We start from the raw sequence: 23,735 nt of genomic DNA, 5'->3' as shown, positions 1-23,735 counted from the left end.
TATGACTCGATTACGCGCTGGCTACGCCGCCCGAGACTGCACGCCGGCAGAACCGCGCCAGTTGAGCGGCTACGGTCCCGGCACCCGAAAGCGCGTCTCGACCGGTGTTCACTCGCCGCTCTCGGCGAAGGCGCTCGTTTTCGACGACGGGACCACCTCGTTCGCGCTCGTGAGCCTCGACCTTCTGAACGTCTTCGAGGAGTTCACGGCGGCCGTCAGGCGGCGCGTCGCCCACCTTGAACTGGACTACGTGCTGGTCACGGCGACGCACACTCACGCCGCACCGTACATGCCCGGCAAATTCCTCGAAGTGAATCCACTGCTCTCCTACGACGTGGAGGTAACCGACTACGTCGCCACCGTCGAATCCGCCACCGTCGCCGCTATCGAGGCGGCACACGACCGACTGGAACCGGCGGCGCTCAGCGTGGGGCACGCCCACAACGACACGGTTCAGCACAACCGCCGCGACGAATCCGGTCCAATTGATCCCGAGCTCGCGGTTCTGTCGGTCACGACGGAGTCCGGCCCTGACGTGCTCGTCGTGAACTTCGCCTGCCATCCCGTCTGTACGAACGCTCGGGAGACGCTCGTGAGCGCCGACTGGCCGGGGACGCTCTACGACCGGGTTCGCGCGGAGACGGACATGGAGACGTTGTTCGTAAACGGCGCGGCGGCAGAAATCAACCCCCGAGACAGCCGCAGTCGGCGGTCGGGTGACGACCTCTACGACTACATGGCGGGCGTCGGCGAGGCAATCGCGGAGACGGCGCTCACGGCACTCGATGACGCCAGAGAGGGTACGCCACTCTCGACTCCGGAAATTTCGATTTCCCACGAACCACTGTCGCTCGCCATCCAGCACCTCGACTCGCGCGACCAGTTGCAGGCCAGATACGACGACCTGACCGCGGAAATCGAGCGACTCGGTGGTGGTGGCGACCGCCCCGATTTCTCGGAACTCCAGTCGGCCGACGACGAGCGGGCGGACCTCCTCCTCGACCGCTGGTACGCAGAGGAGAAACTCCGACTCGACGACTGGGGTGTCGACGCCTTCGAAACGCGCCTGTCGCACGTCGAACTCGGCCCGCTCGCGTTTCTCACGATTCCCGGCGAAGCGTTCGTCCAGCACGGCCTCGATTTCAAGGCAGCGGCGACCGCGGACACCCTGTTCGTCGCCGGCTATGCGGACGATTACGTCGGCTACTTTCCCACCCAGACGGCGTTCCCAGACGGCGGCTACGAGGTGGCGACTTGCAAGTTCTCCCCCGAAGCGATGGCGACGTTCCGCGAGGTGGGATTCGAGCTCGTCAGCGAGTAAGCCGGCGGCGGCACGCTTATCGGCCCGGTTGCTGTACGGTCTGCCATGGTCGAGGTTCTCCTCGCTGGGGAGTCGTGGGTGACGCTCCAGTTCGAAATCAAGGGACAGAACGTGCTCCGAGACAGCACCTACGAAGAGGCTGCCGGCCGCTTCGTCAAGACGCTCGAAGCCACCGGTGCGTCGGTGACCTACCAGCCGTGTCACGTCGCGGCCACTGACTTTCCCCGAACGAGGGGCGAACTCGACGCCTACGACCTCGTGATTCTGAGCGACGTCGGCGCGGACACGCTCCAGATTACCCCGCAAGTAGCCGGGGGCGAGACGGACGTAGACCGCTGTGCGCTGCTCGAATCGTGGGTCGCCGATGGCGGTGCGCTCGGGATGGTCGGCGGGTACATGAGTTTCGCGGGGAAAGGTGGGCAGGCTCGTTACGGAACCACACCGGTTGGCAAGGCGCTGCCAGTCACCATCGGACAGGGCGACGACCGCGTCGAGACGCCTGCTGGCGTCACGCCGAAAAACGTCGCGACTCCCGTCGAATCGCTGCCTGCAGAGTGGCCCACGATTCTCGGCTACAACCGGTTCACCGCTGACCCCGGGGCGGACGTCTGGGCGACTGTCGGGGACGATCCGTTTCTCGTCGTCGGCGACCACGGTGCGGGTGGAACCTTCGCCTACGCGACCGATTGTGCACCCCACTGGGCACCCGACGCGTTCCTCGATTGGGACCACCTGCCGACGCTGTGGGGCGCAGTCATCGACGCCGTGGTTGGGGATCGGTGAGGTTCGCGTTCACTTCGTGGCGAACTCGACGACGGATTTAATAGTCTCGTCGCGCCGTTCGAAGGCGCGGGCGACCTGTTCTGGCGGGTTGACGTCGGTGATGAGCGCATCAACAAACCAGTCGGGAAACGACACGAGCGAATCTGCCGCCGCCTCGAAGTGCGGAACGTGAGAGTTCACGCTCCCGATGAGCGCCTTGTTCTGGAGGACAATTTCTCGATGGAGCCGCCCGCCGTCGAGTTCGAACGTCCAGTTTTCGGGGATGCCGAGCAGCGCGGCCACGCCGTTCGGGGCGAGCGCGTCGATACACTCGAAGGCGTGTTTTGCGTAGCCGGTCGCCTCGAAGACGAAATCCATACCCTCGTGGGCGTCCGGAACCGCTGGAACCGGTGTCTCCCGCGAATCGACGTAGGTCGCCCCCAGTTTCTCGATTATGTCGATGGTGGCGTCCGGCCGGTCCCGGCGGCCGAGACAATAGACGCGGTCGAACGAGTTCTGTAACAACGCCACCGTTAGCAAGCCGAGCGGGCCGTTACCGAGCACTAGCGCGCTCTCGGATTGCCAGTCGAACGCAGACCGGGCGGAGACGGCGTGTTCGAGCGCCTTCTCTGCGTTGCTCAGTGGTTCGACGAGAAAGCCAAACGCGGCGAACGAGTCGGGGACGCGGACGAGGAATTCAGGTGGACTCGTGAAGTACGCGGCCATGTAACCGTCAGCGCCGGCGATTCCCCGCTCTACGTACATCCCGTCTGGAGCCATGTCGGGTTCGCCGCGTTCGAAGTAGGGGTTCGAGTCGCCCGGCGGTCGTCGGACCGTCGGCACCACGAGGTCGCCCTCCGCGAACGCCGAATCGCCTGGGTCTTCGACTACGCCAACCGCTTCGTGGCCCAGAATTTGACGGTCTGCCCCCGCTGGATAGCCGCCGTGGTTGCCTTCGATGACCTCGTGGTCGGTCCCGTCGATGCCGACGCGGAGCGTTCGAACGAGCACTTCACCAACGTTGGGCGTCGGCCGCGGAACGTCGACGACACGTGGGGTGGTCTCGCCGCGATGGACGGCGATTGCTTTCATCGGTCACGCCCTCGCAATGACTTCGATTTCAACCCCGATGTCGATGGGCAGGTCGGCCACTTCGACCGCGCTGCGGGCCGGGTACGGCGCGGTCATGTACTCGCCGTACACCTCGTTGATAGCGGCGTAGTCGGCCATATCGCGGACGAACACGGTCGCTTTGACCACGTCGTCGAGCGATGCCTCCGCCGCCGTCAACACTGCCGCGACGTTCTCGAGCGTCTGCGCCGTCTGGTCGCGAATGTCTCCCTCGATTATCTCGCCGCTTTTCGGGTCCACCGGCCCCTGACCGGAGACGTAGATTCGGTCGCCATCGACGATTCCTTGCGAGAAGGGGCCGATGCTCGCCGGTGCGTCGTCGGTGCTGATTTCCTTCATCGTGACCTCCGCTGGTGGTCCACAGTTGGGCTGTCATCAGTCCCAGGAGCGGGCACACCGCTCACTTGCCGTGTCGTTCTCGTGTCAGTCATCGCCACAATTTTCTGCCCGTCGGAGCATAAGTATCCCGCTCCCGTTCACCGCAACCGTTCAAAACGGCTGTTTCACCCCTCGAAACGCCGCTCGGCGCGGAATGAGTCAAATTCAACCTGAATTGGTGGCCGTATCCGGTAGTTTCCTCGGCGGCAATTTCCCTCAGTTCGTTTGGCGATTCGGAACGGTTTGGCTAGCTCGCGCCACCACGTCTGTATCCGTCACCGTATCGGCCATCGCTGGCTTAAGCCGAGACCACAAGCTGCGGTGCTTTTCGGGTTTTCACTCGTCTTTACCACGACGCTCTCCACGTTAAGTCGCGTTGTTTCCAATCACCAAACACGCACTCGGCTGCTGGAAAAAACAACAAGCGGGGACGCAGTTGCCGACACTGTTCGTCGGCACTCACTCACTGTCTCCCGTCGCCAATAACAGCCGTACTGCTGTTACAGATTGGGCAATCACTCGGTACCGATTTCTCTACAACAGTGCTCCAGTGCGTGGGTTTTCGCTGCTATTATCGGCGTTTTGTAACTCGAAACACCAGTGTGGGCTTTCGGGAAACAAGATGGATTGCTCACCGCGACCGGGTTGGGTGGCGAAAAAATGGGATTTGCCGCGACCGCTCAGTCTGCGCGCCAGGTGAGACTCGTCGGGCAGGTAACTGCCGCGCCCGTAGCGACGATGTACTCGTAGCCGGCGCTCGGGTCCTGTGGGTCGACGAACTCACGGACGGTCGTCTTCTCGCCGATGTCGAGCGTCACTCTATTGCCCGAGATGTCTGTCACGCCGAGGACTTCGTAGGCCCCGTTTCGATTCGTCTCCGCATCGACGTACACCCACTTTTCGGCCAGCGATTCGAGGTCGTATTCGCTCGGCTGTTTCGACACCTTCACGACCAGTTCGTTCTCCAGGCCGAGGGACTTCGTGAAGTCCACGAGTGTGCCCTCGAACGCGCCGTTCGACTGCTGGACGAGCGGTTTGCTCGCTTCGTACACCTCGTCCTCGTTCGCCCCTTCTTTCGCGTGAATGGGGCGCAACACGGTGCCGTCGTTGAGGTAGGCGTATTCCGCTTCACCATCCACGAGCGAGTAGACGGCGAAGAATCCGTTCACCTGGAACTCTCGGTCGACCGTGTACAACTGGTCAGCCGAGTCCGTCCGGACGATGTAGTCGGTGCGCCCGTTCGCGAGGGTGACTTTCACTGCACGGACCGCATCCGGTGCCGAGCTCGCGTCGGCACCGTGGAATTCTTCGGGTCGCTCGCCGTCCTCGTCGTCCGCTGGCACCACCTCGACCGGAACGCGCTCTACCGACTCGACGAATCGTGGCCCGTCGTACGGTTCGATGACCGAGGTGAACGTCGATTCGAGGTCGGTACCCGTGCGGTGGCCGAGCAGGTAGCGAAGCGTCTCCGGGTTGCCCGCGCGGTTGGGTGGCCGCCCGTCTGCGAGCGACACGTCGTCGAATGCAGTGAGTGCCGTCAGTCTGAGCCGGACGTCTTCTGCGTCGTCGTCTCTCGCGTTCCAGTGGTCCGCTACGTTCCACTCGACGGCGATGCTCTCCTCCGGATTTTCGTCGCGGGAGACTCGCTCTAAATAGTTGAATGCGTTCGCGTTCGCCTCGTTGTAGGCGGCGTCGCCGAAGGGAACGTCCGCCCCTGCGTACGTACCACCGTCCTGTTCGACGAGGTCGAGGCCCGTCGTGTCGATTCCGGAATTCGTGACGAACGTCGTCTCGAAGAACTCGACGACGGAGCCATCGACCGTTACCTCGTCGAAGTAGAGGTTCCCGGTCTGGCCCTTCCCGATGCCGCCGAAGATGCCGACGGCGGCGTCGGTGTCGCTCGCGAGTTCGAACGTCCCGCTCGCGTGCGTCTGGCTGCCGTCTGCGCTGGTGAGCGCGATATCGACCGCCGTTCCAGTCTTCGAAACCGAGAGTTCGTACCAGGCGTCCTTGTCCCAGCGTTCGATTGCGGTGTAATCGCCCCACGCATTTTCCTCGGGGTAGTAGATGCCGATTCGTGGGTCGTGTCCTGCCGCCTGATTGCCGATGCCGGCGACGACGTGGCGGCCGTCTCCGTCGCGTCCGAGGTACACCGAGTGGTTGTGGTGCCAGTAGAAGTTCTCTCCCGTGACGGCGGATTTGATGTACGTCTCGACGGTCACGTCGCTCGTTCCGTGGTCTATGGCCAGGCCACGCCAGTCGTGTGCGTCGCCGCTCGGGTCGGCAAACGTGATGGCCGTCTCGTCGCTGTAGGCAGCACGCTTGGTCGGTTTGACTTCTCCTGCCCCGTCGCGAACGACGAACTCCGAGACGCCGTCTTGCAGTTCGAATTCGAGGTGCGGACTCGGCGTCTTCGCGCTGTGGAAACTGAAGTGGTGGTCCGTTCCCCCGTTGACGTGGAAGAAGTCGACGGCGTAGGAGTCCGCCTCGTCGACCCGTATCTGGGCCGTGGTCCGTCGGTAGGCGTCTACCTGCGGGTAGGCATCGTCCGAGGAAACGTCAATGAGTTGGACGCGGTCTGTGTGGTCGAAGTGATGTGGTTCGCCTGCCCATTCGGGTCGCTGGCGGCGTTCGTCTACCATCACCGTGTTGTGACTGATGGTCCCGCGCAGCCAACTATTGTAGATCTGGTCGTCGAACGTGTGTGGGTAACCGAGGTCGGGGGCCAGGTCGAGTTCGTGGGCCATGATGCCGAGGTTGAGCGTGTCGCCGTGTGTGTGGTAGGTGCCGGTTTCCCCGGAATTTCGCCCGTAGTAGAGCCAGACCGCACGTTTCAGATTCCCTTGCTCCTCGGAGCGTCGCTTGGCGGCGACGTCTGTTTTGGTCATGAGACGGAGCTTTCTGATGCCCATTTTATAGTTCGAGGACTCCGGGTTCTTCCCGTCGTTCCGGAAGGTAATCGTGTGCGTCCCGGCGTCGAGTGAAACCCACGAGAGTGCATCGAAGTCTCGTGTGCCGGTCTGCGCCGAGTAGAAATCGAAATCGTCGTGGACGACTGCTCCGTCGACCTCGATGTCGTATCTCCCGTATGAGGACGCTTTGAACAGCGAACAGTCCAGCCGATACTCGTCGCCTGCTGGCACCTGGAACTCGAACGTGATATGCTCGCCAGCTTCTGTGGCGTTGAACTGGAGCGTTCCGCTCCCCGAGAACCACGTGGTTTCCGCGGTCTGTTCGACCACCGAAAGCCCGTGGTAGCCATACGTAGTCCCCCAGTCAGAACTGGTGTAGTTCTCACCGTCGCGGAGCACAGCGAGCCCGTAGCCAGGCTGATTCGTGCTGTCGAAGTCGAGTGGGCCCTCGGCATCGATGATTGCCTGAATTTGCTCTGCCAGCGCCGGGTCCTCGTCGAATATATCACCCTGAATGCCCGCGGTCGTTCCCCCGTTGGCGTAGTACGCCGTCTGTGCGAGTTCCGTCCCACCGTAGGCGCTGTACCCGTCGATGAGATTGTTTCTCGGCAGGTGCGTGCCGTTCTGGCCGGCGAGTCCGTGGTCGCCGATGCTCGGCGTGTAGTTGTCGAGGATAACGAGGTCGCCCCACGGGTAGAACATCTGCTTGAACTTGGGGTTGGCAAAGAGATTCGACCCACTGTAGGCGTCGTACCCTTCGAGATACTGACCTGCCTTCAGAACGTTGCTGAACACGACGCGGTTGTAGTGTGGCGAGGACTCGTCTGCCATTCCGTCTCGGTCGAACCGGCCCACCAGGGCCGACATAACGTCGCCACCGGTGATGTACCAGTCACCCCAGTACGTCCCATCGTCTTCCTGATGGAGGTCTCCCGCGCGGAACATGAATTCGAGGGCTTCTTTCGTGTAGCCGTCCGGTTCGTCCGCGACACGGGCAGACATCGCGAGGGCGGACTGGTGGTGGCCGAAGTTGCCGCGCAACTGGGCGTCTTTGACCGCAGGGAGTACCTCCTTTACGAGTCGCTCCTCGATGTTCTCGCGAATCACCCCGAGCGTGCTTTTATCGCCGAGGCCGGGGTACTCGTCGGCTTTCGCCGAAAGGAACTGTACGAGTTCTGTATCGTCGGGTTGCCCCTCAAACACTGCGTCGTAGGCCTGGCAGTACACGTCCGCCCAGGCGGCCTCGGAAATCGACCCCGCCCACTTTCCCTCGCCGGTGAAGCCGTGCGACGCCTGAAATCCGTCCGGCCAGATGTAGGCGCTCAGGTCGAGGGTCGGATAGATGTCGGCCATCCGGTCGAGCAGAATGGTTCCCGCCCGCGAATACCGCTTGTCACCCGTGAACAGGTAGGCGTCTCGGAACGCTGGCAGCATCACCCCTCGGAGTTGTTTCCACATCGTCTCCAGATTCCAGAACGCAACCGGTTTCCACTGCGTGCCCGCCCCAGCCCCCAGGTCGTTTGCATCGTCGACGAAACCGTACCCGTCGTCGACGCCCCAGCCTTCGCCCATCTCTGGGTGTTCTTCGTTGACCAACAGTGAATCGTCGGCCAATTCCGGTTCGAAGAACCCTCTCTCATCCAGTCCGGATTGGTAGTACGATTCGAAGTCATTCGTGGGCAGTGTCCATTTTCCGTCAGTGACTTTGAATCGCTCACCGTCTACTGGCTGCCACGCTCCGTAGTGGATGTTCTTTCCCTCGTTCGGCGTCCACGACCGGGGTAGCTTCTGTGAGGTCACCCACGACCAGAGCCCCTCCAGCCCGAGTCTGTCGAGGAACTCGTCGGCCTGTGCGACGGCTTCGTCTCGCTCCGCTCTCGCCCAGTCGTATTGTTCGATGTTCTCGCGTGCGTTCTGCACCCGGTCCGGCGTGTAGTAGGTCGCCCGCGTCTTGCCTGATTCAGCAGTCGTGGCCGCTCCTTGAACCCGTTCAGAACTCGCCAGTCCGAGCGCCGCAATGAGTGCGGCCCCCTTCACGATGTCTCGTCTCCCGACCGACAGTCGCTCCCCATAAATACCATTCAATTGACTATTCTCGCCCGCGCCGTGTGGCTGTTTGTGAATGTCTCTCATACTCCCGCAATATTTTCCACACCTACCGTTCAGATAAGTATTTCGACAAACCTGACTGTTTCAAACGCTGACCTCCGGATTGCCGGCGAAGGCACTCGACTGTCCGAATCAGTACAAACGGGTTTACCTTCCTATCCAGCCAATTCAAGTTTGATGGTTTGGATGGTTTGTATAGAACTACGTCGATAGGTCAATTCGGACAGTTCGGACGGATTGATCTGCGGTACTTGCTCTGGTTTCGACCACATCGTCGCTGTTGTCCACGAGGGTGGGGGCCAGCTCGCCGCCTAAATAACCAAATTTGTTTACGAACGTCTAATTCCTATTTTCGGTTCGTACGGCTCTGCCAGTTTGGATATTTTGGATTAGAATCTAAAACACACACAGAAACAAAGATTGTATAGTTTTGACAGTTGGGTTATTTTTGACGAGTTTGATGTCCTTTCTTCTTCTGAACATATAGAACTTTTGCGCCTCCCTCTGAATAGCCTGTCTTTCTGGGATCTATCCCTCACTCTCTGGCAACCTACGCGAGTTTGTCTCTCCAAACTCACTCGACCCGATTTGGTTGGTTGGAGTGAATCGCCCATCACAAACGGTTTGTCTGAATTGGATAGTTTGGACACTTTGCGTAATTTGTCCCTCTCGGCTCCCAGGAACCGTTCTACGAATTTGACCAATTCGCATGGTTTGGACGGTTCGTATTGGTCGGACGCTTTGGCTCATTTTCCTCTTCAACTGCCACGTCTAACAGAATTTTGACCGTTTCTGGGACTATGTCCCGTCCACTTCGTCGAGCACGTCCCCCACTTGCTTTGCGAGGTCACTTGTTTCGATGTGGGCGTAGGCACGAGACGTCGTCTTGGGTGATTTGTGTCGCAATGCGCGCTGGGCGGTCGCCGGCCCGTGCTCTCGATACAGCGTCTCGCCGAGGCCACGACGCGCACCGTGGAGCGTCAAGTAGTCGCTGTCGCCGTCGACTTTCAGGTTCGCCGTCTCACACAATCGTTTCATCACTGCTCGCGCACCGGTCGTCGTCAGCGACGGCGGGACGATGTCGTACGCGCGGAGCATTTCCTCGGTATCGTGCGCATCGAGAAGTTCCTCGATGTCTGCTGCTTCGAACCCCTATTTTCGAGCCTCTCACGGACGGTTCGATAGCGTCGGCGCACTTCGCGTCGGGAACACCGGCCATTCCGGGCGCGGAGGGTCCAGTATCGCACGATACCGGGCGAGTGGGTCACGGGCCTGCGGCGGGAGCTGGACCGGTTCTCGCTCCTGAGATTTCCCGAGCACGGTGAGGATGCCCGCGTCGAGGTCGATGTCCTCCCACCGAAGTCCGTTTCTCCGACTGTCACCAGGGGCGCTGAACACCTCTGCACCGCGAACGCCGGAATAGGCGAGGAGTGCGACGAGGGCTCTGTCCCGCGTTTCTTCGACCGCCTGGCTCCCCTGGGTTTCGACCGCCTCGTAGGCGCGTTCGTTGACGAACCGAAGTATCTCGCGACGTTCGCGAGGCGACCAGAACTGCTCTGGAGCCTTCTTTTGCCCTTCCGACCGGTCGGGAAGTTCCTCCTCCGCCCGTCGTTTCGCCGCAGGATTTTCCTCTACGAGCTCCTCGCGAACACACCAGGTCAGAAACGCACGGACGGTGGCGTAGTAGTTGTGGGCCGTCGAGGCGATGATCGCCCCGCTCCGCACTCGTTGGGCAAGATACCGGGCGTAAGCCCGCATGGTTCGGACGTCGAGGTCCGAAAACGTTTCCACCCCGCGGTTTGCTACCCAGGTCGTCCACTGACTGACGACGCGACGGGCGTTTCGCTGGTAATTGCCCGACCCGGTTTCGCCTTTGCTCTTGCTCGCGATGAAGCTTGGAAGGGCGTCGTGGATGGGTTCACCCCTGGAGTCGTGGTCGGAATGGTGGGTCGTAGAATCGGCGGAATCGGGTGTGGGAGGCGTGTCGTGGGGCGTGGGCATGGAGTTGGAGTAACAGACGGAGGCGGGGTACTAAATTCTGGTGTTGACTATTGGAATAATCAACAGTGGATTCGGAACACTCGCAATTCGGAAAAATCGCCATACTGCGGTCCGGTGGCGTACAAATAAACTGTATATTGCTATAATAAATTCTTGGTACTGGCTACCTCTCAATAACTGCTACACGCGATATAAACGGGAGCTGCCTACTGCGTCGCCTCTGGTCGGGCTGGGTCGAGGTACGCTTTCAGTGACGCATCGACTGAGCTGTCGGTGAGTTGTGCGGCGAGTACTTCACCCACCGCTGGCGCGAGTGTCACACCGAGTCCGTTCATTCCACAGGCGACGTAGAAGTCTGGTACTGACGATTCGCCGACGAGAGGGACTCCATCGGGCGTGAGTGTTCGAATGCCGACCCATTCGTTTACGAGTTGTGCGTCCGCGAGCGCTGGAATCGACTCCTTGATTCGAGTCTGGATGTCGAGGTAGAACTCGTGGTCGATGGGATGGGCCTCGTCTGGGCGTAACTCACTCGCAGCCTCGTAACTCGCGCCGAATCGTCCGGCGAACGCCTGCCTGTCTCCCTCCCCACGCAGGTAGAGTCCGTCTTCGAACTGGACGAACGGAAGCGAGAACTGCTCGTCCTTCTGGAGGACGGCGATTGGCCCGCGGTTGTGCCGAAGTGGGAGTGAGACCTCGGCCATTCGATTCACCGTCGGGGCCCACGGGCCGGCGGCGTTGACGACCGCAGCCGCCGGCTGGAATTCTGATGCGGTTTCGACACCCTCGACTCCCCGGTCCGACGTGCGAACGTCGGTCACTTTCGTTTTCGTTTCGACGGTGAGATTCTTCGCCGTGGCTTCTCCGAGGAAGTAGTGGATGATTTCAGACGGGTCCATGTAGCCGTCGTCGGGCGTGTGCAACGCCCCCGTGATTCCTGTTGGTTCGACGCCATGGTCTGCCAACGACGACGGCGGGATACATTCGGCCCGGGCGCCGTAGGAGTCGAGCGTCGTCGCCGCGGCTTCGAGGGCAGTTGCGGTTTCCTCGGTGAAGGCGACGTCGAACGTTCCGATCTGTTCGAAACTGAACGTCCCGTCTCGAACCAGCGGCTCGTAGGTCTCCCACGCCAGTTCCCGAAGTCGGTGGTTCGACTGGTCTGGCTCAGATTGGTGCCACACGAAAATTGCGACCGAATCACCCGACGCGCCCGAACCGACGGAGTTCTGCTCGAACAGCACGACGGGCCGCGCGGCATCCCGGAGGTGGTAGGCGACGCTTGCCCCGACGATGCCCCCGCCGACGATGACGATCGGATCCATCACTGACGGTGTACCGGTCGCCGTTACAATATTCTTCTGAATAGAATTTTGACAAAATGGGATGGTCTTCTGCTAGATTCTCGCAGTTTGTCTCTTTTACTCGCAGACTGCATGGCGCATATCGAGACTGGCGCTATCGTCAGTCATCGCTCCCGACGACCGAGTCAGTCTCGCTGCGCTGTCTGGATTCTTCGGTGTACTCGGTGAACAGCGCGTCCCGGTCGGTTCCTTTTCCGTACCTTTATGTTTCGTTGGGAACTCACTGAAGGCAATTAGTGTTTCAGTGCAGAGCGGGATGCTTCTATGAGGCGTAGCTGGCGGCATCTCCGCTGCCGGTCAGCAAATGCATAACACCGGTACTTTTGTTATGGGATGTCGCCCGCCCATTTCACGGACCGCCAGTTCTACGGCCTTGATGATGGCTACTGATTCTGCCCACAAAAAGTCATTAAAAAACGTTACTTATTCTAAACAATCGAAAAAATTACTTAAAATTATATAGTATCACGATATTCGATTGAAACCGATATTAAAAAATCGATAAAAATTAAATTAAACGTTGTAAATTACGGATAAACACTGCTAAAAAAGCGCGTTATCGAGAAGTTCTTATTGATAACGTGTATTACGGTCGATGGTCGCCCATCCGCCACACGTTAGCATATCAAAAAACTGTCTATGACAAAAACCTGTCTGACGTGCCTGACTGCTGCTGTCGTGGTTTACGTACAAAATGGTTTGGACTGTTTGGACTGTTTGCCTATCTCTTCCGTCTCGGACGGATTGGCTAATTCGCACCACGCGGGGCCGATGTGACTACACGTGTAGCTACTCGTCGGGAGCGTGCTGGTCTGCTGTGAGAAAAAACGGGTCGTCTAGATTAGGCGACGTCGATTTCAATGAGCGGATCGCCCGCTTCGATTTCCGTCTCGTTCTCTACGAGAATCTTCGACACCGTGCCGTCGCTTTCGGCGGTCACTTCGTAGAAATTCTTCATGACGCCGACAAGGCAGACGACGTCGCCTGCGCTGACGGTGTCACCTTCCTCTACGAGCGGTGGGTCGTCGGGGTCTGATCGTCGGTAGAATACGCCTGGCATCGGAGCACTGATGGTTTCTTTCATATTCGCTGTGTATCTTGTCGGTTGAGGGGATAATTGTTTTGCAGGCAGTCCAGTCGCGTTCGAGGGCGTCCCCTACGAGGGGGTCACCGCCGCTTTGATTTCGTCGAGCAGCGCGTGCTGTTCTTTACGAGCAGCGAGCGCCTCGTCTACGGAGACGTCCTCGAAGTAGACCGCCTGGTGGGTCCGGCGCTGGGAGAGTTTCCCGCGGTCGGCGCTGATGACGGTCGCGACCGTCGCATACCCGCCGCCTGTGACGGCATCACGCATCACGACGATGGGTTGCTGTGGAATCTGAATCGACCCGACCGGATAGCCGAGGTCGACCACGTTCGTCGGGTCGGTCCCGGCACCGAACGGTTGTTCGCGCGGGACGAAATCGAGTTCCGGCCCGGTGAGGCGGTAGCCGACGCGGTCTGCGTCCGCGGCTACCTTCCACTTCTCTGCGGTGAGTCGTTCTTTGCTCTCGTCGGTGAGCCGGTAGTCACAGAGCCCGATGACGATTCGGATGGTCGCATCGTCGTCGTCGTAGGTCGGGATGTGATCGTCTGGTACCCGCGTACCGACGTAGTCTGTGGCGTTCGAGGCGGGTTCCCCGACAGCGAGTGTGTCGCCCGCTTCGAGCGTTCGACCCTCGTGGCCGCCGATGCCGATGAGCGCGTACGTCGAGCGACTGCCCATCACCGGTTCGACGTCGACACCGCCAGCGACGGCGAGGTAGCTTCGCGCACCCGAGACAGCGAACTGGAGTTCCAGTTCGTCGCCCGCTTCGACAGCGACGGCTTCCCACATCGGGAGCGGTTCGCCACCGAGCGTGCCGGCCATCTCAGCCCCCGTCAACGCGATGACGGTGTCCTCTTCGAAGCGCAGTTCACAGCCCTTGTACGTCATTTCGAGGGTAGCGTGTTCTTCGTCGTTGCCGACGAGGTAGTTCGCGACGCTGTGGGCGAACTGGTCCATCGCGCCTGATGGCGGCACGCCAATGTGGTACTGGCCGTACCGACCGTCGTCCTGTACGGTGGTCGAGAGCCCGCCGTCTAACACTTCTATCATTCGTACAACACCTCCAGGAGGTCCTCGTTGTAACCCGCTGGGTCGTTGAAGAACTCCTCCGGTGAGAATTCGACCGGTTCAGTCTTGAAGCGGAATGTTCCGTCTTCTACCTGTTCACGAATCTCGTCGTACTCGTCGCGGTCAATCTGGCGGAACTTCAGGATGTCACCCGGCGTCGGGAACACCATCGATTCCTCGAAGTCGGCGAGTCGCTGGTCCACGTCGAGCACCTCGACCGGCGTGCGGCCGAACAACTGGTAGCCACCGGCTCCCTGTACGGGATAGATGGCGGTAAATGCCCCACCGAATCCGACCGCCCGCGAGGGGGTGTCGGTGCGCGGTGAGACGTACTTTGGCACTTCGATTTGCTCGTCACGGGGGACCATCTGGAAACACCACGGCAGGCCGGGAACGAACCCGACCATCGTCACCATGTGGGGTGCGCCCGTGTGGGCGTCGATGAAATCCTGGACCGAGTCGTACCCGTTGATTTTGGCGGAGTACTCGATGTCCGTCGAATCCTTCTCCTGGTGGTTGTCACGGAACCGCATGAGCGTCTCGTGAGTCCACTCGTCCTGATAGAGGACGGGAAAATCGACGATTCGTGTCTCCCACTGATAGTCGGAGAGGTCGATGTCCGCGGCGGTCTCCTTTAATTTCGCGACCAGGTCGTCCGGCGCGATTATTTCCGGGTCGAAGTGAATCATGTACGACGCGTTGGCCGGGCAGATTTCGATGATTCCCGGGAGGTCGGACTCGCGAAGCTCCTGGGTAATCGCCATCGCCTGGAAGTTGGCGTCGAAACTCATCTCTTCGTCTAACTCGACGAAGATGTAGTCGTCACCGCCATGTTCGTATCGCGGTTCTGGAAGAGATTTCGGTGTGATGCTATTCGCAACCATCTCGATGTGAGCAACGTTCACACCACACTTATGTATAGTTGCTGTATGTTACAAGGGCAACATGTGGCTGGAGCATAATTTGCCCATACATTTTAAGGGGGACTCCTTTAACCTATGAGTAGATGTTCAGCAGTGTACTCGTCGTCAATCGGGGCGAGATAGCGGTTCGTGTCATCCAGGCGTGCAAAGAACTCGGCGTCGAAGCCGTCGCCGTCTACAGCGACACGGACGAGGATGCGAAACACGTCCGTCACGCGGATGCGGCCTACCACATCGGCCCCTCCGCGGCGGCGAAGAGTTATCTCAATCAGGATGCCATCTTCGAGGTCGCCCACGAAGCGGGCGTCGACGCCGTCCATCCGGGCTACGGATTCTTCGCGGAAAATGCAGGCTTCGCCCGACGTGTCGAGGAAGAGGGCTTTACGTGGATTGGCCCGCGGCCAGACTCCATGGAGCAACTCGGCGAGAAGACGAAAGCCCGTAAAGTGATGCAAGAAGCGGGCGTCCCCATCGTTCCCGGCACGACCGACCCGGTGACGAATGGCGACGAGATTCGCGACTTCGCCGCAGACCACGGCTATCCCATCGCCATCAAGGCAGACGGCGGCGGCGGCGGCCACGGCCTCGTCATCGTCGAGGACGAAGAATCGGTAGACGACGCGCTGGTAAACGCCCAGCGCGAGGGCGAAGCCTACTTCGACAACTCGACGGTGTACGTCGAGAAGTATCTGGAAGCCCCGCGCCACATCGAGGTCCAAATTATCGCGGACCACCACGGCAACGTCCGCCATCTCGGCGAGCGCGACTGCAGCGTCCAGCGCCGCCAGCAGAAACTCATCGAGGAGACGCCTTCGCCCGTGCTCACGCCAGAGGTGCGCGCGGAACTCTGTGAATCCGCCCGCCGGGGCATGGCAGAGGCCGGGTACCAGAACGCCGGCACCGTCGAATTCCTGTACGAGGACGGCGAGTTCTACTTCCTCGAAGTGAACACGCGGGTTCAGGTCGAACACCCCATCACGGAGGCGGTGACGGGCATCGACATCGTCCAGTGGCAACTGCGCATCGCTGCGGGCGAGGAACTCGACTTCGCTCAGGAAGACGTGGACCCACGTGGGGCCGCGATGGAGTTCCGCATCAACGCCGAGGACCCGACCCAGGAGTTCCGTCCGCACCCCGGCACGCTCACGAACTACGCTCCACCGCGCGGGATGGGCGTTCGAATGGACGACGGAGTGGACCAGGACGACTCCATCTCGCCGTTCTACGACTCGATGTTCGCGAAAATCGTCGTCAGTGGCCAGAACCGTGAGGAACTCATCCGCCGGGCGCGCCGGGCGCTCAACGAGGCAAAAATCGAGGGAATTCCGACCACGATTCCGTTCCACCTCGCGGTGCTCTCTGACGACCGGTTCCTCGACAGCGAGCACACCACGAAATACGTAGACGACGACTTCGAGGGCGTCGAATAAAGAGTTGGGATTTCAGACGATTTCGTCGAGCGTCGCCAGTTCGATGCCGTAGTCGTCCTTTGCTGCGTGAATCGCTTCGAGGATTTCGACGGCGTTCGCGCCGTCGCCGTGGATGCAAATCGTTTCTGCCGGCATGTCGATGACCTCACCGGATGGCGTCTCGAGTTCACCCTCAGTGGCGATGCTCACGAACCGTTCGACCATGAGGTCGGTGTCGCGCGGGCCGACCTGTCGTTCGACGATGAGCGTCCCGTCGGGTCGGTAGTCGATGTCGATGAAGCCCTCGAAGACCGACCGGAGGGCGTCGTACTCCTGGGCGACGTTGTAGATGTTCATGTCCGTGGCGACGAACACGAGACTCGGGTCCACTTCGAGGAGGCCTTCGACCACCGCGCGTGTGTGGTCCGCGCTCTGTGAGAGCATCGTGTACATCGCGCCGTGAGGCTTTACGTGCTGGACCGGCACGTCGTAGTACGCGGCGAAGCCCATGATGCCGCCCAACTGGTGGATGACGAAGTCGCGCACCTCCTCGGGTGAGGCGTCCATCGTCCGGCGGCCGAACCCCATCCGGTCTGGCAGGCCGGGGTGGACGCCGACGCCAACGTCGTGTTCTGCGGCCAGTTTGATGGTCTCGCGCATGACGTGTGGGTCACCGGCGTGGTAGTCCGCGGCGATGTTGGCCGACGTAATGAGGGGCATCACTCCCGCGTCGTTGCCCATCGTCCAGTTTCCGTAGCTTTCGCCCATGTCGCAGTTGATGTCAACCGATACCATGACAGTATCTCACACCACATCCCAATTAATCCTTCCGCATTGTGGTTCGGACCTGAGCTTCATGGTCGGTGACAGGTGCGCCGCCTACTGGTTCGACGGATGACAGCTCCGTGTGTGCATGTGGCAATCTATATTAGTCCCCTCAGTAAGGCATACGTAATGACCGCAGGGCCGCCGATAGACGAACTCCACTTCGCGGACGCACCGCACGTCGAAACCCCCATCCCGGGACCGAAGTCGAACCAACTGGTAGAGCGCCAGCGAAACATCGAGAGCAACGCGGTCGCCTACCCGCGCAGCGTTCCCATCGCCCTCGATTCGGCGAAGGGCGCGACTGTTCGCGACGTGGACGGAAACGTCTACCTCGACTTCTTCGCGGGCATCGGCGTGCTCAACGTCGGGCACTCGAACCCGTACGTCCTCGAAGCCGTCCAGGAACAGACCGAGAAGATAACCCACACCATCGACTTCCCGACCGAGGCCCGTCTCGACTTCATCGAGGCGCTCGACGAAATCGCTCCCGGCGGCCTCAAGGGACACAACAAGGTCGTCTTCGGCGGACCAAGCGGCAGCGACGCCATCGAGGGCTCAATCAAACTCGCGAAACACAACATGGGTCGCACCGGGATGCTCGGCTTCGAGGGGTCGTATCACGGCACGACTGCCGGTGCGCTCAGCCTGACCGCCGGCAAGAAGTACAAGGCGGGCTACGAACCGCTCCTTCCCGGCGTCGTCCACGCGCCGTACCCGACCGACGCGGAGTCGTGTGAACGCTCGCTCGCACACATTCAGTCCATCCTCGAAGACCCCTACAGCGGCAAGGAGAATCCGGCGGGCATCTGGGTCGAACCGGTACAGGGCGAAGGCGGAGTCGTCGTCCCACCTCGAGAGTTCCTGCCCGGCCTGCGCGACCTAGCGGACGACAACGACGTCATGCTCATCTTCGACGAAATCCAGTCCGGGTTCGGCCGCACCGGCAAGTGGTTCGCCTCCGAGTGGTCGGGGGTCACTCCCGACGCCATGACGATGGCGAAGGGTATCGGCGGCGCGGGCCTCCCGCTCGGCGCAGTCATGTACCACGAGAAGTTCGACACGTGGGGGCCCGGCGGCCACGTCGGCACCTTCCGCGGAAACGTCCCCGCCATGCGCGGTGGCGTCCGGGCAATCGAGTACATCCAGGAACACGACCTGCTCGCCCACGCCCGCGACCTCGGCGACTACATCACCGGCCGTCTCGCTGACGCGGCGAATTCGGAACTGGCTGAGATTCGTAGCGAGGGCCTGTTCATCGGCGCTGAGTTCCGTGACGCGGACGGCAACCCGCTCAAACAGCGGGTCAAGGACATCCAACAGTACTGCTACGAACGCGGCGTCCTCATCTGGTCTGCGGGTCGCCACGGCAACGTTCTGCGCCTGCTCCCGCCACTGGTCATGACGAACGAACAGGCGGCAGTCGGCATGGACATCATCGTCGAGGGCATCGAAGCCCACGCGCCGTGAACTGACTGTCGAGCGTCGTTTTCACGTGACGCTGCCGCCGACGGCGCACTTATTACACCCCCCACGGAGGTATGGGTATGGCGAGCAAGCGACGACCAGCGAGCGCCAGGAGGCGCGGATGACCGAGACGGACCTCGAACTGATGCGGACGCAGGCGGCCCGATTCGATTTCGCCCTCGCAGACGAGATTCTCGCGGACCTCGTGACCGCCGCACTCGCGGAAGCCGACCTGGCGGACGACCGGGCACCGCCGGCGGGGACCGACCGCGGTCACAGTAGCGCAGACGACGAGAACGCCATGCTCGCCGTCTACGACGAACCACGACTCGAAACGCCGGATGGCCCGCTCGCGGGACTCACCGTCGCCGTCAAGGACAACATCGCGGTGGCGGACCTCGAGATGACCTGTGGTTCTGCGAGCTACTCGGTCATTCCGTCGTTCGACGCCACCGTCATCGAACGGTTGCTGGCCGCGGGTGCCGTCCTCGTCGGCAAGACGAACATGGAACCGTTCGCGATGGGGCCGACCGGCGAATTCAGTGACTTCGGCCACGTCACGAACCCAACCGCGCCCGACCACGTTGCGGGCGGGTCGTCCTCCGGAAGCGGCGCGGCGGTCGCGGCGGGGACGGTCGACGTCGCCCTCGGCAGCGACACGGGCGGGAGCATCCGCATTCCGGCGGCGTGCTGTGGCGTCGTCGGCGCGAAACCCTCACACCGCCTCGTCCCGCGCTACGGATTCGTCGATTTCGCCCCCTCCCTCGATACCATCGGCCCGCTCACGCGGGACGTTCGCACCGCCGCTCGCGCCCTGGAGGCGATGGCGGGGCCGGACCCGCGAGACCCCACCTGTGCCCGCGCCACGCTTGAGGGCGTTGGCGACACGGTCGCGGATTTCGAGGGACTCACCGTCGGCTTGCCGGATACGGGATTCGACCGGGCTGACGACGCGGTGGCAGACGCGGTCCGCGAGGTGGCGAGCCGTCTCGACGCGGTCGGCGTGGAGACGACACCCGTCTCTCTCGACCTGAACCTCGAAGTGACCTATCTGAATATCGGCTCCGCCGAGTTCTCGTGGTTGCTCGCGGGCGACGGCGTCGTCCGCGGATTCGGGTCGGGGTACAGCGAGCAACTGCGGGCTGCCTTCGAAGCGGCCCGTGAGCGTGGCCTCGGCGACCACGTCGCCCGCCGTATCCTCCCGCCGGCTTTTCTCGACGCGAAGACGAACGGTCGGGCATACGCGAAGGCGCGCAGAGCGGGTATCGACTTCGGCGAGCGCCTCACGGCCACCTTCGCGGATGTGGACGCGCTCGTGATGCCCACGCTCAGAACGCTTCCTCCCGCCGTCGGCGAGACGACGACGCGAGCGGACCTGCTGCCGCTCATCGGCAACACTGCGCCGTTCAACATCGCCGGCACGCCGGCGGTCTCCGTGCCCGTCGAAACGGTCGATGGCCGCCCCGTCTGTGCGCAGGCGGTTGCGCCGCAGTTCGACGACGCCACGGCGCTTCGCGTGGCCGCCGCGCTCGAACAGGTCGCAAACTGAGCGGTTTACCATTCACCCGATTCCTGACGGTATTCAGCCACCTCTGAGAACCTTTTTGTAGTGTCACGAGTTGACATAGATATGCCTGTAGACACAGTCATCAGCGGGGGGACGCTCGTCACGTCGACCGACGTGTTCGACGCGAGTATCGCCATCGACAACGGAGAAATCGTCGCCGTCGGCCGCGACGAGAATATGCCCGAGGCGACGGAGGTCGTCGATGCGTCCGGCCTGCTCGTCATGCCAGGCATCATCGACCCGCACGTCCACATCGAGGACCACTTCTCGGTCGATACGTACGAGACAGGAACCAGCGCGGCGGCCCTCGGCGGCGTCACCACGTACATCGACTTCGCGTGGCAGGCGTGGGTCGGCGAGTTGAGCAACTACGAGGAGGAGGGAACCCTCATGGAGGGTATCGCGGAGAAACAGGAGAAAGGCAAGAAGGCAATCGTCGATTACAGCGTCCACGGGGCACTCACCCGCCAGGACCCCGCCGTCATCGACGAACTCGAAGAAGCGGTGGAGGCTGGCGTCACCTCGTTCAAGATGTTCACCGCCTACGAAATCGGTCTGGACAACGGGTTCATGAACTCCGTCCTGAAGCGCATCGCCGAACTCGACGCGGTTGGCGTGTTCCACACGGAAGACCCAGACGTCTGCGACGAACTGACCGCGCAGTTCAAAGAAGAGGGCAAGGGCGACCCGACGTGGTATCCCCAGTCCCGCCCCGACTATGCCGAGGCGATGGCCGCAGAGGACGCGGTGCGCATGGCCACCGAAGCGGGCGCGAAGTACTACGGCATCCACACCAGCTGCCGGAAATCGGCGGACGTGATCGAACAGTTCCAGGTCGACGGGTCGCTGGTTCGCGGGGAGACGTGTACGCACTACCTCGTCCTCGACGACTCGATCTACGCCGACCTCGGCAACCAGGCGATGATTGCCCCGCCGATTCGCAAGCCCGACGACAACGAGGCGATGTTCGAACACCTGACGAAGGGCACGCTTGGCGTGGTCTCGACCGACCATTGTGGTTACAAACTCGAAGGGAAGAACGTCGATAACTGGTGGGAGAGCACGTTCGGCGCGAACGGCCTGCAAGCCAGTCTGCCGGTCGTCCACGACGAGGCGGTGAACAACCGCGGCCTGTCCTACCCGTTCCTCGTCCGCGTGATGAGTACCTACCCCGCCGAGACGTTCGGCATGCCGCGGAAGGGAACCCTCGACCCCGGAACCGACGCAGACATCGTCCTGTTCGACCCGAACGAGACGTACACCATCACGGCCGAAGACAACGCCTCTGCGGCGGACTTCTCCATCTACGAGGGCCGCGAAGTGACCGGGCGGGTCAAACAGACGTTCGTCCGCGGCGAGTGCGTCGCGAAGGACGGCGAAGTCGTCGGCAAGCCCGGCCACGGTCAGTTCGTCGCGCGCGAACTTCCCGACTGGAGCGTCTGAATCGCGACCTGCGGGGGAACACTCTTTTATTGGTACGGAGTAACATGATGGTAGATGAGTAGCGTACAAACCCGGCCACCTGCCGGGGACGAGGCCGAAGAGCCAGTTCCGCAGTTTCCCCAGGCGAACTGCATCGCCGTCCAGGCGATGGCGGACGTGTTGGCATCGACCCTCGGTCCCCGGTCGAGCGACAAACTCGTCGTCAACCGACTCGCGACACGCGACCAACCCGAGAACAAGGGCGTCCCCGCCACGGACGACTACACCGTCGCAAACGACGGCGCAACGCTGTTGAACGCACTGCCGATGGAACACCCCGTCGCGCCCATCGTCACGCGAATTCTCGGCCCAGAGCGCCCCGGCGACACGTCCATCGAGGGACAGGACATCCCGGACGGCGTCTCCGGGGGCGTCGTCCTGACGGCGGCATTGCTCTCGAACGCGGAGGAGTTACTCGAACTGGGACTCCATTCCTACGACATCCGGCACGGCTACGCGCTCGCGATGGACCGGGCGCTGGCGGCGCTCGCCGCAGAATCCCGCTCGCTCTCGTCGTTCGAGGACGCAGACTGGGCGGCGGCCGCCGTCGCCAGAACCGCAATGACGGGTAACGACATTGGCGGCCTCGCCGACTCGTGGGCGGCACTCGCCGTGGAGGCCGTAGACCGAATCGGCCGCCCGACCGAGGAGACGTTCACCGTCCGTTGTCTCGGATCAGGGTCGCTTGCCGACTCGCGGCTATTTCGCGGCGCGGTTCTCGACCGGAACACGCGGGCGAACGACGAGATGCCCCGCCGAGTCGAGGACGCCACCGTGTTGTTGCTCGACGGGCACACCACCGGCGGCCTGCAGGACCCGGAGTGGGACGAAGACGCCACGCTGAAACTCGATTCGCTCGACAAACTCGACGCGGTTCGTGACCACCAGGCCGCAACCCGCCGGGCGCTCGTAGACCACTACGTCTCGCTCGGGGTGGACGTCGTAGTCACGCGGTTGGGCATCAATCAGGCGTACCAGCGCCTCCTCGCCGACGCGGACATCCTCGCCGTTCGCGGGGTGAGTCCGCTCGAAATGAAGCAGTGCGCACGGGCGACGGGAGCCGCGCTCGTCCGCCATCCGGGCGACGTCTCCGCTGCCGACCTCGGGTTCGCGGGGAGCGTCTCAGAGGTTCGCATCGACCCGCGCCGGGGCCGCCGGAAGAACCGCTACATGATCGTCATCGACGACTGCCCCGAGGCAACGGGTGTCTCCGCCGTCGTCCACGGGGTGTCTGGGCAACCCGCGACGCAGGCCGCCACAGAAGTTCGAAAAGCGGCCGCCGCACTCGCCGCCGCTCGGGGTGAAGGCGCGGCTCGGCCCGGCGTGGTTCCGGGTGGTGGCGCAATCGAACTCACGATGGCGGCGGCAGTCCGAGAGTCCGCTCGCGCAGTTGATGGCCGCGCCCAACTCGCGGTCGAATCCTTCGCCGACGCCCTCGAACGCGTGGTCGGGACGCTCGTCTACAATGGTGGCTACGACCGGCTCTCGATGCTGGCCGACCTTCGTGCGGCGCGCGCGGGTGGCGAGACGGCACTCGGGTTCGTCTATCCTGCGGGTGAGATCACCGACGCGACAGCGGCGGGCGTGCTCGACCCGACCGCCTACAAGCACCGACTGCTCGTCTCCGCAACCGAAGTTGCAGACCTCATCTTGCGGGTGGACGACGCCATCGACGCGACGTTCACGAAGGAACCGCTCGGCCCAGGCGATTCCATCTACGACGACCGGGCGGAGAAGCACTTAGACCACCTCGAAGAGAATCCCGGGACCCGGTGGGACACCTAGTTCACCGACACACACCTACCGGCTCGCGTTTGTTGTCTGATTTTCACGTCTGTTTTCACGAGGTTCAGGTTCGTAACCGGCAATTTTCGACTGAGCGATAATTGGCGGAATAGTGATAGCTCTGGAAAGGTTTAACCGATATCGCTGAGA

17 protein-coding genes are annotated in these 23,735 nt (G+C 61.8%); 7 read left to right on the top strand and 10 right to left on the bottom strand.

Translation table 11 applies throughout. The features are described from left to right. Position 1: 1 nt before the first annotated feature. Both P1M51_RS17625 and P1M51_RS17620 read left to right on the top strand, forming a co-directional pair. Positions 2-1,321 carry a neutral/alkaline non-lysosomal ceramidase N-terminal domain-containing protein gene (locus P1M51_RS17625; protein WP_276248811.1) on the top strand — a complete coding sequence of 440 codons (1,320 nt, stop codon included), beginning with the start codon at positions 2-4 and terminating at the stop codon, positions 1,319-1,321. A gap of 45 nt (positions 1,322-1,366) precedes the next feature. Continuing rightward, on the top strand, positions 1,367-2,104 hold the full coding sequence (locus tag P1M51_RS17620; RefSeq protein WP_276248812.1) for a glutamine amidotransferase: 738 nt from the start codon (positions 1,367-1,369) through the stop codon (positions 2,102-2,104). 9 nt (positions 2,105-2,113) lie between these two features. Here P1M51_RS17620 and P1M51_RS17615 read toward each other — a convergent pair whose 3' ends face one another. The 9 genes from P1M51_RS17615 to P1M51_RS17575 form a co-directional block, all read right to left on the bottom strand. After that, positions 2,114-3,175, bottom strand: coding sequence for a glucose 1-dehydrogenase (locus P1M51_RS17615; protein WP_276248813.1), 1,062 nt, complete (start codon positions 3,173-3,175; stop codon positions 2,114-2,116). A gap of 3 nt (positions 3,176-3,178) precedes the next feature. Beyond that, positions 3,179-3,553, bottom strand: coding sequence for a Rid family detoxifying hydrolase (locus tag P1M51_RS17610; protein ID WP_276248814.1), 375 nt, complete (start codon positions 3,551-3,553; stop codon positions 3,179-3,181). A gap of 719 nt (positions 3,554-4,272) precedes the next feature. Beyond that, the gene (locus tag P1M51_RS17605) at positions 4,273-8,637 is read right to left on the bottom strand and encodes a heparinase II/III family protein (protein ID WP_276275009.1); all 4,365 of its coding nucleotides are present in this window, start codon (positions 8,635-8,637) and stop codon (positions 4,273-4,275) included. A 774-nt stretch (positions 8,638-9,411) separates the two neighbouring features. Continuing rightward, positions 9,412-9,711, bottom strand: coding sequence for a tyrosine-type recombinase/integrase (locus P1M51_RS17600; protein ID WP_276248816.1), 300 nt, complete (start codon positions 9,709-9,711; stop codon positions 9,412-9,414). Positions 9,712-9,780: 69 nt separating this feature from the next. Beyond that, positions 9,781-10,614, bottom strand: coding sequence for a phage integrase SAM-like domain-containing protein (locus P1M51_RS17595; RefSeq protein ID WP_276275008.1), 834 nt, complete (start codon positions 10,612-10,614; stop codon positions 9,781-9,783). A 206-nt stretch (positions 10,615-10,820) separates the two neighbouring features. Beyond that, a complete protein-coding gene (locus tag P1M51_RS17590) occupies positions 10,821-11,936 on the bottom strand; it encodes an FAD-binding oxidoreductase (RefSeq protein WP_276248818.1) in 1,116 nt (371 codons plus the stop codon). Between the two features lie 880 nt (positions 11,937-12,816). Then, complete coding sequence (locus P1M51_RS17585; protein ID WP_276248827.1) at positions 12,817-13,059, bottom strand: acetyl-CoA carboxylase; 243 nt, start codon at positions 13,057-13,059, stop codon at positions 12,817-12,819. A gap of 72 nt (positions 13,060-13,131) precedes the next feature. After that, on the bottom strand, positions 13,132-14,109 hold the full coding sequence (locus P1M51_RS17580) for a biotin-dependent carboxyltransferase family protein (protein ID WP_276275007.1): 978 nt from the start codon (positions 14,107-14,109) through the stop codon (positions 13,132-13,134). Next, the gene (locus P1M51_RS17575; protein ID WP_276248829.1) at positions 14,106-15,011 is read right to left on the bottom strand and encodes an allophanate hydrolase subunit 1; all 906 of its coding nucleotides are present in this window, start codon (positions 15,009-15,011) and stop codon (positions 14,106-14,108) included. Before P1M51_RS17575 ends, P1M51_RS17580 begins: the two co-directional genes overlap by 4 nt. 122 nt (positions 15,012-15,133) lie before the next feature. Between P1M51_RS17575 and P1M51_RS17570 the strand changes: the two genes are divergently transcribed. Next, complete coding sequence (locus tag P1M51_RS17570; RefSeq protein ID WP_276248830.1) at positions 15,134-16,480, top strand: acetyl/propionyl/methylcrotonyl-CoA carboxylase subunit alpha; 1,347 nt, start codon at positions 15,134-15,136, stop codon at positions 16,478-16,480. A 12-nt stretch (positions 16,481-16,492) separates the two neighbouring features. Here the strand turns inward: P1M51_RS17570 and P1M51_RS17565 are convergent, their stop codons facing one another. Beyond that, positions 16,493-17,254, bottom strand: coding sequence for a LamB/YcsF family protein (locus tag P1M51_RS17565; protein WP_276248831.1), 762 nt, complete (start codon positions 17,252-17,254; stop codon positions 16,493-16,495). 159 nt (positions 17,255-17,413) lie between these two features. Between P1M51_RS17565 and P1M51_RS17560 the strand changes: the two genes are divergently transcribed. The 4 genes from P1M51_RS17560 to P1M51_RS17545 all read left to right on the top strand — a co-directional run bounded on the left by P1M51_RS17560 (position 17,414) and on the right by P1M51_RS17545 (position 23,585). Beyond that, complete coding sequence (locus P1M51_RS17560) at positions 17,414-18,754, top strand: aspartate aminotransferase family protein (protein WP_276248832.1); 1,341 nt, start codon at positions 17,414-17,416, stop codon at positions 18,752-18,754. 118 nt (positions 18,755-18,872) lie between these two features. After that, positions 18,873-20,300 carry an amidase gene (locus P1M51_RS17555; RefSeq protein ID WP_276248833.1) on the top strand — a complete coding sequence of 476 codons (1,428 nt, stop codon included), beginning with the start codon at positions 18,873-18,875 and terminating at the stop codon, positions 20,298-20,300. An 81-nt stretch (positions 20,301-20,381) separates the two neighbouring features. Further along, on the top strand, positions 20,382-21,761 hold the full coding sequence (locus P1M51_RS17550; protein ID WP_276248834.1) for a dihydroorotase family protein: 1,380 nt from the start codon (positions 20,382-20,384) through the stop codon (positions 21,759-21,761). Positions 21,762-21,815: 54 nt separating this feature from the next. Beyond that, a complete protein-coding gene (locus P1M51_RS17545; RefSeq protein ID WP_276275006.1) occupies positions 21,816-23,585 on the top strand; it encodes a TCP-1/cpn60 chaperonin family protein in 1,770 nt (589 codons plus the stop codon). Positions 23,586-23,735: the final 150 nt, after the last annotated feature.

The sequence above is a fragment of the Haladaptatus sp. QDMS2 genome (genome assembly GCF_029338295.1).
In the GTDB taxonomy this organism is placed as follows: Archaea; Halobacteriota; Halobacteria; order Halobacteriales; family Halococcaceae; genus QDMS2.
Note: the sequence above shows the minus strand (reverse complement) of the source record. Positions and strands in the feature narration are given on the sequence as shown.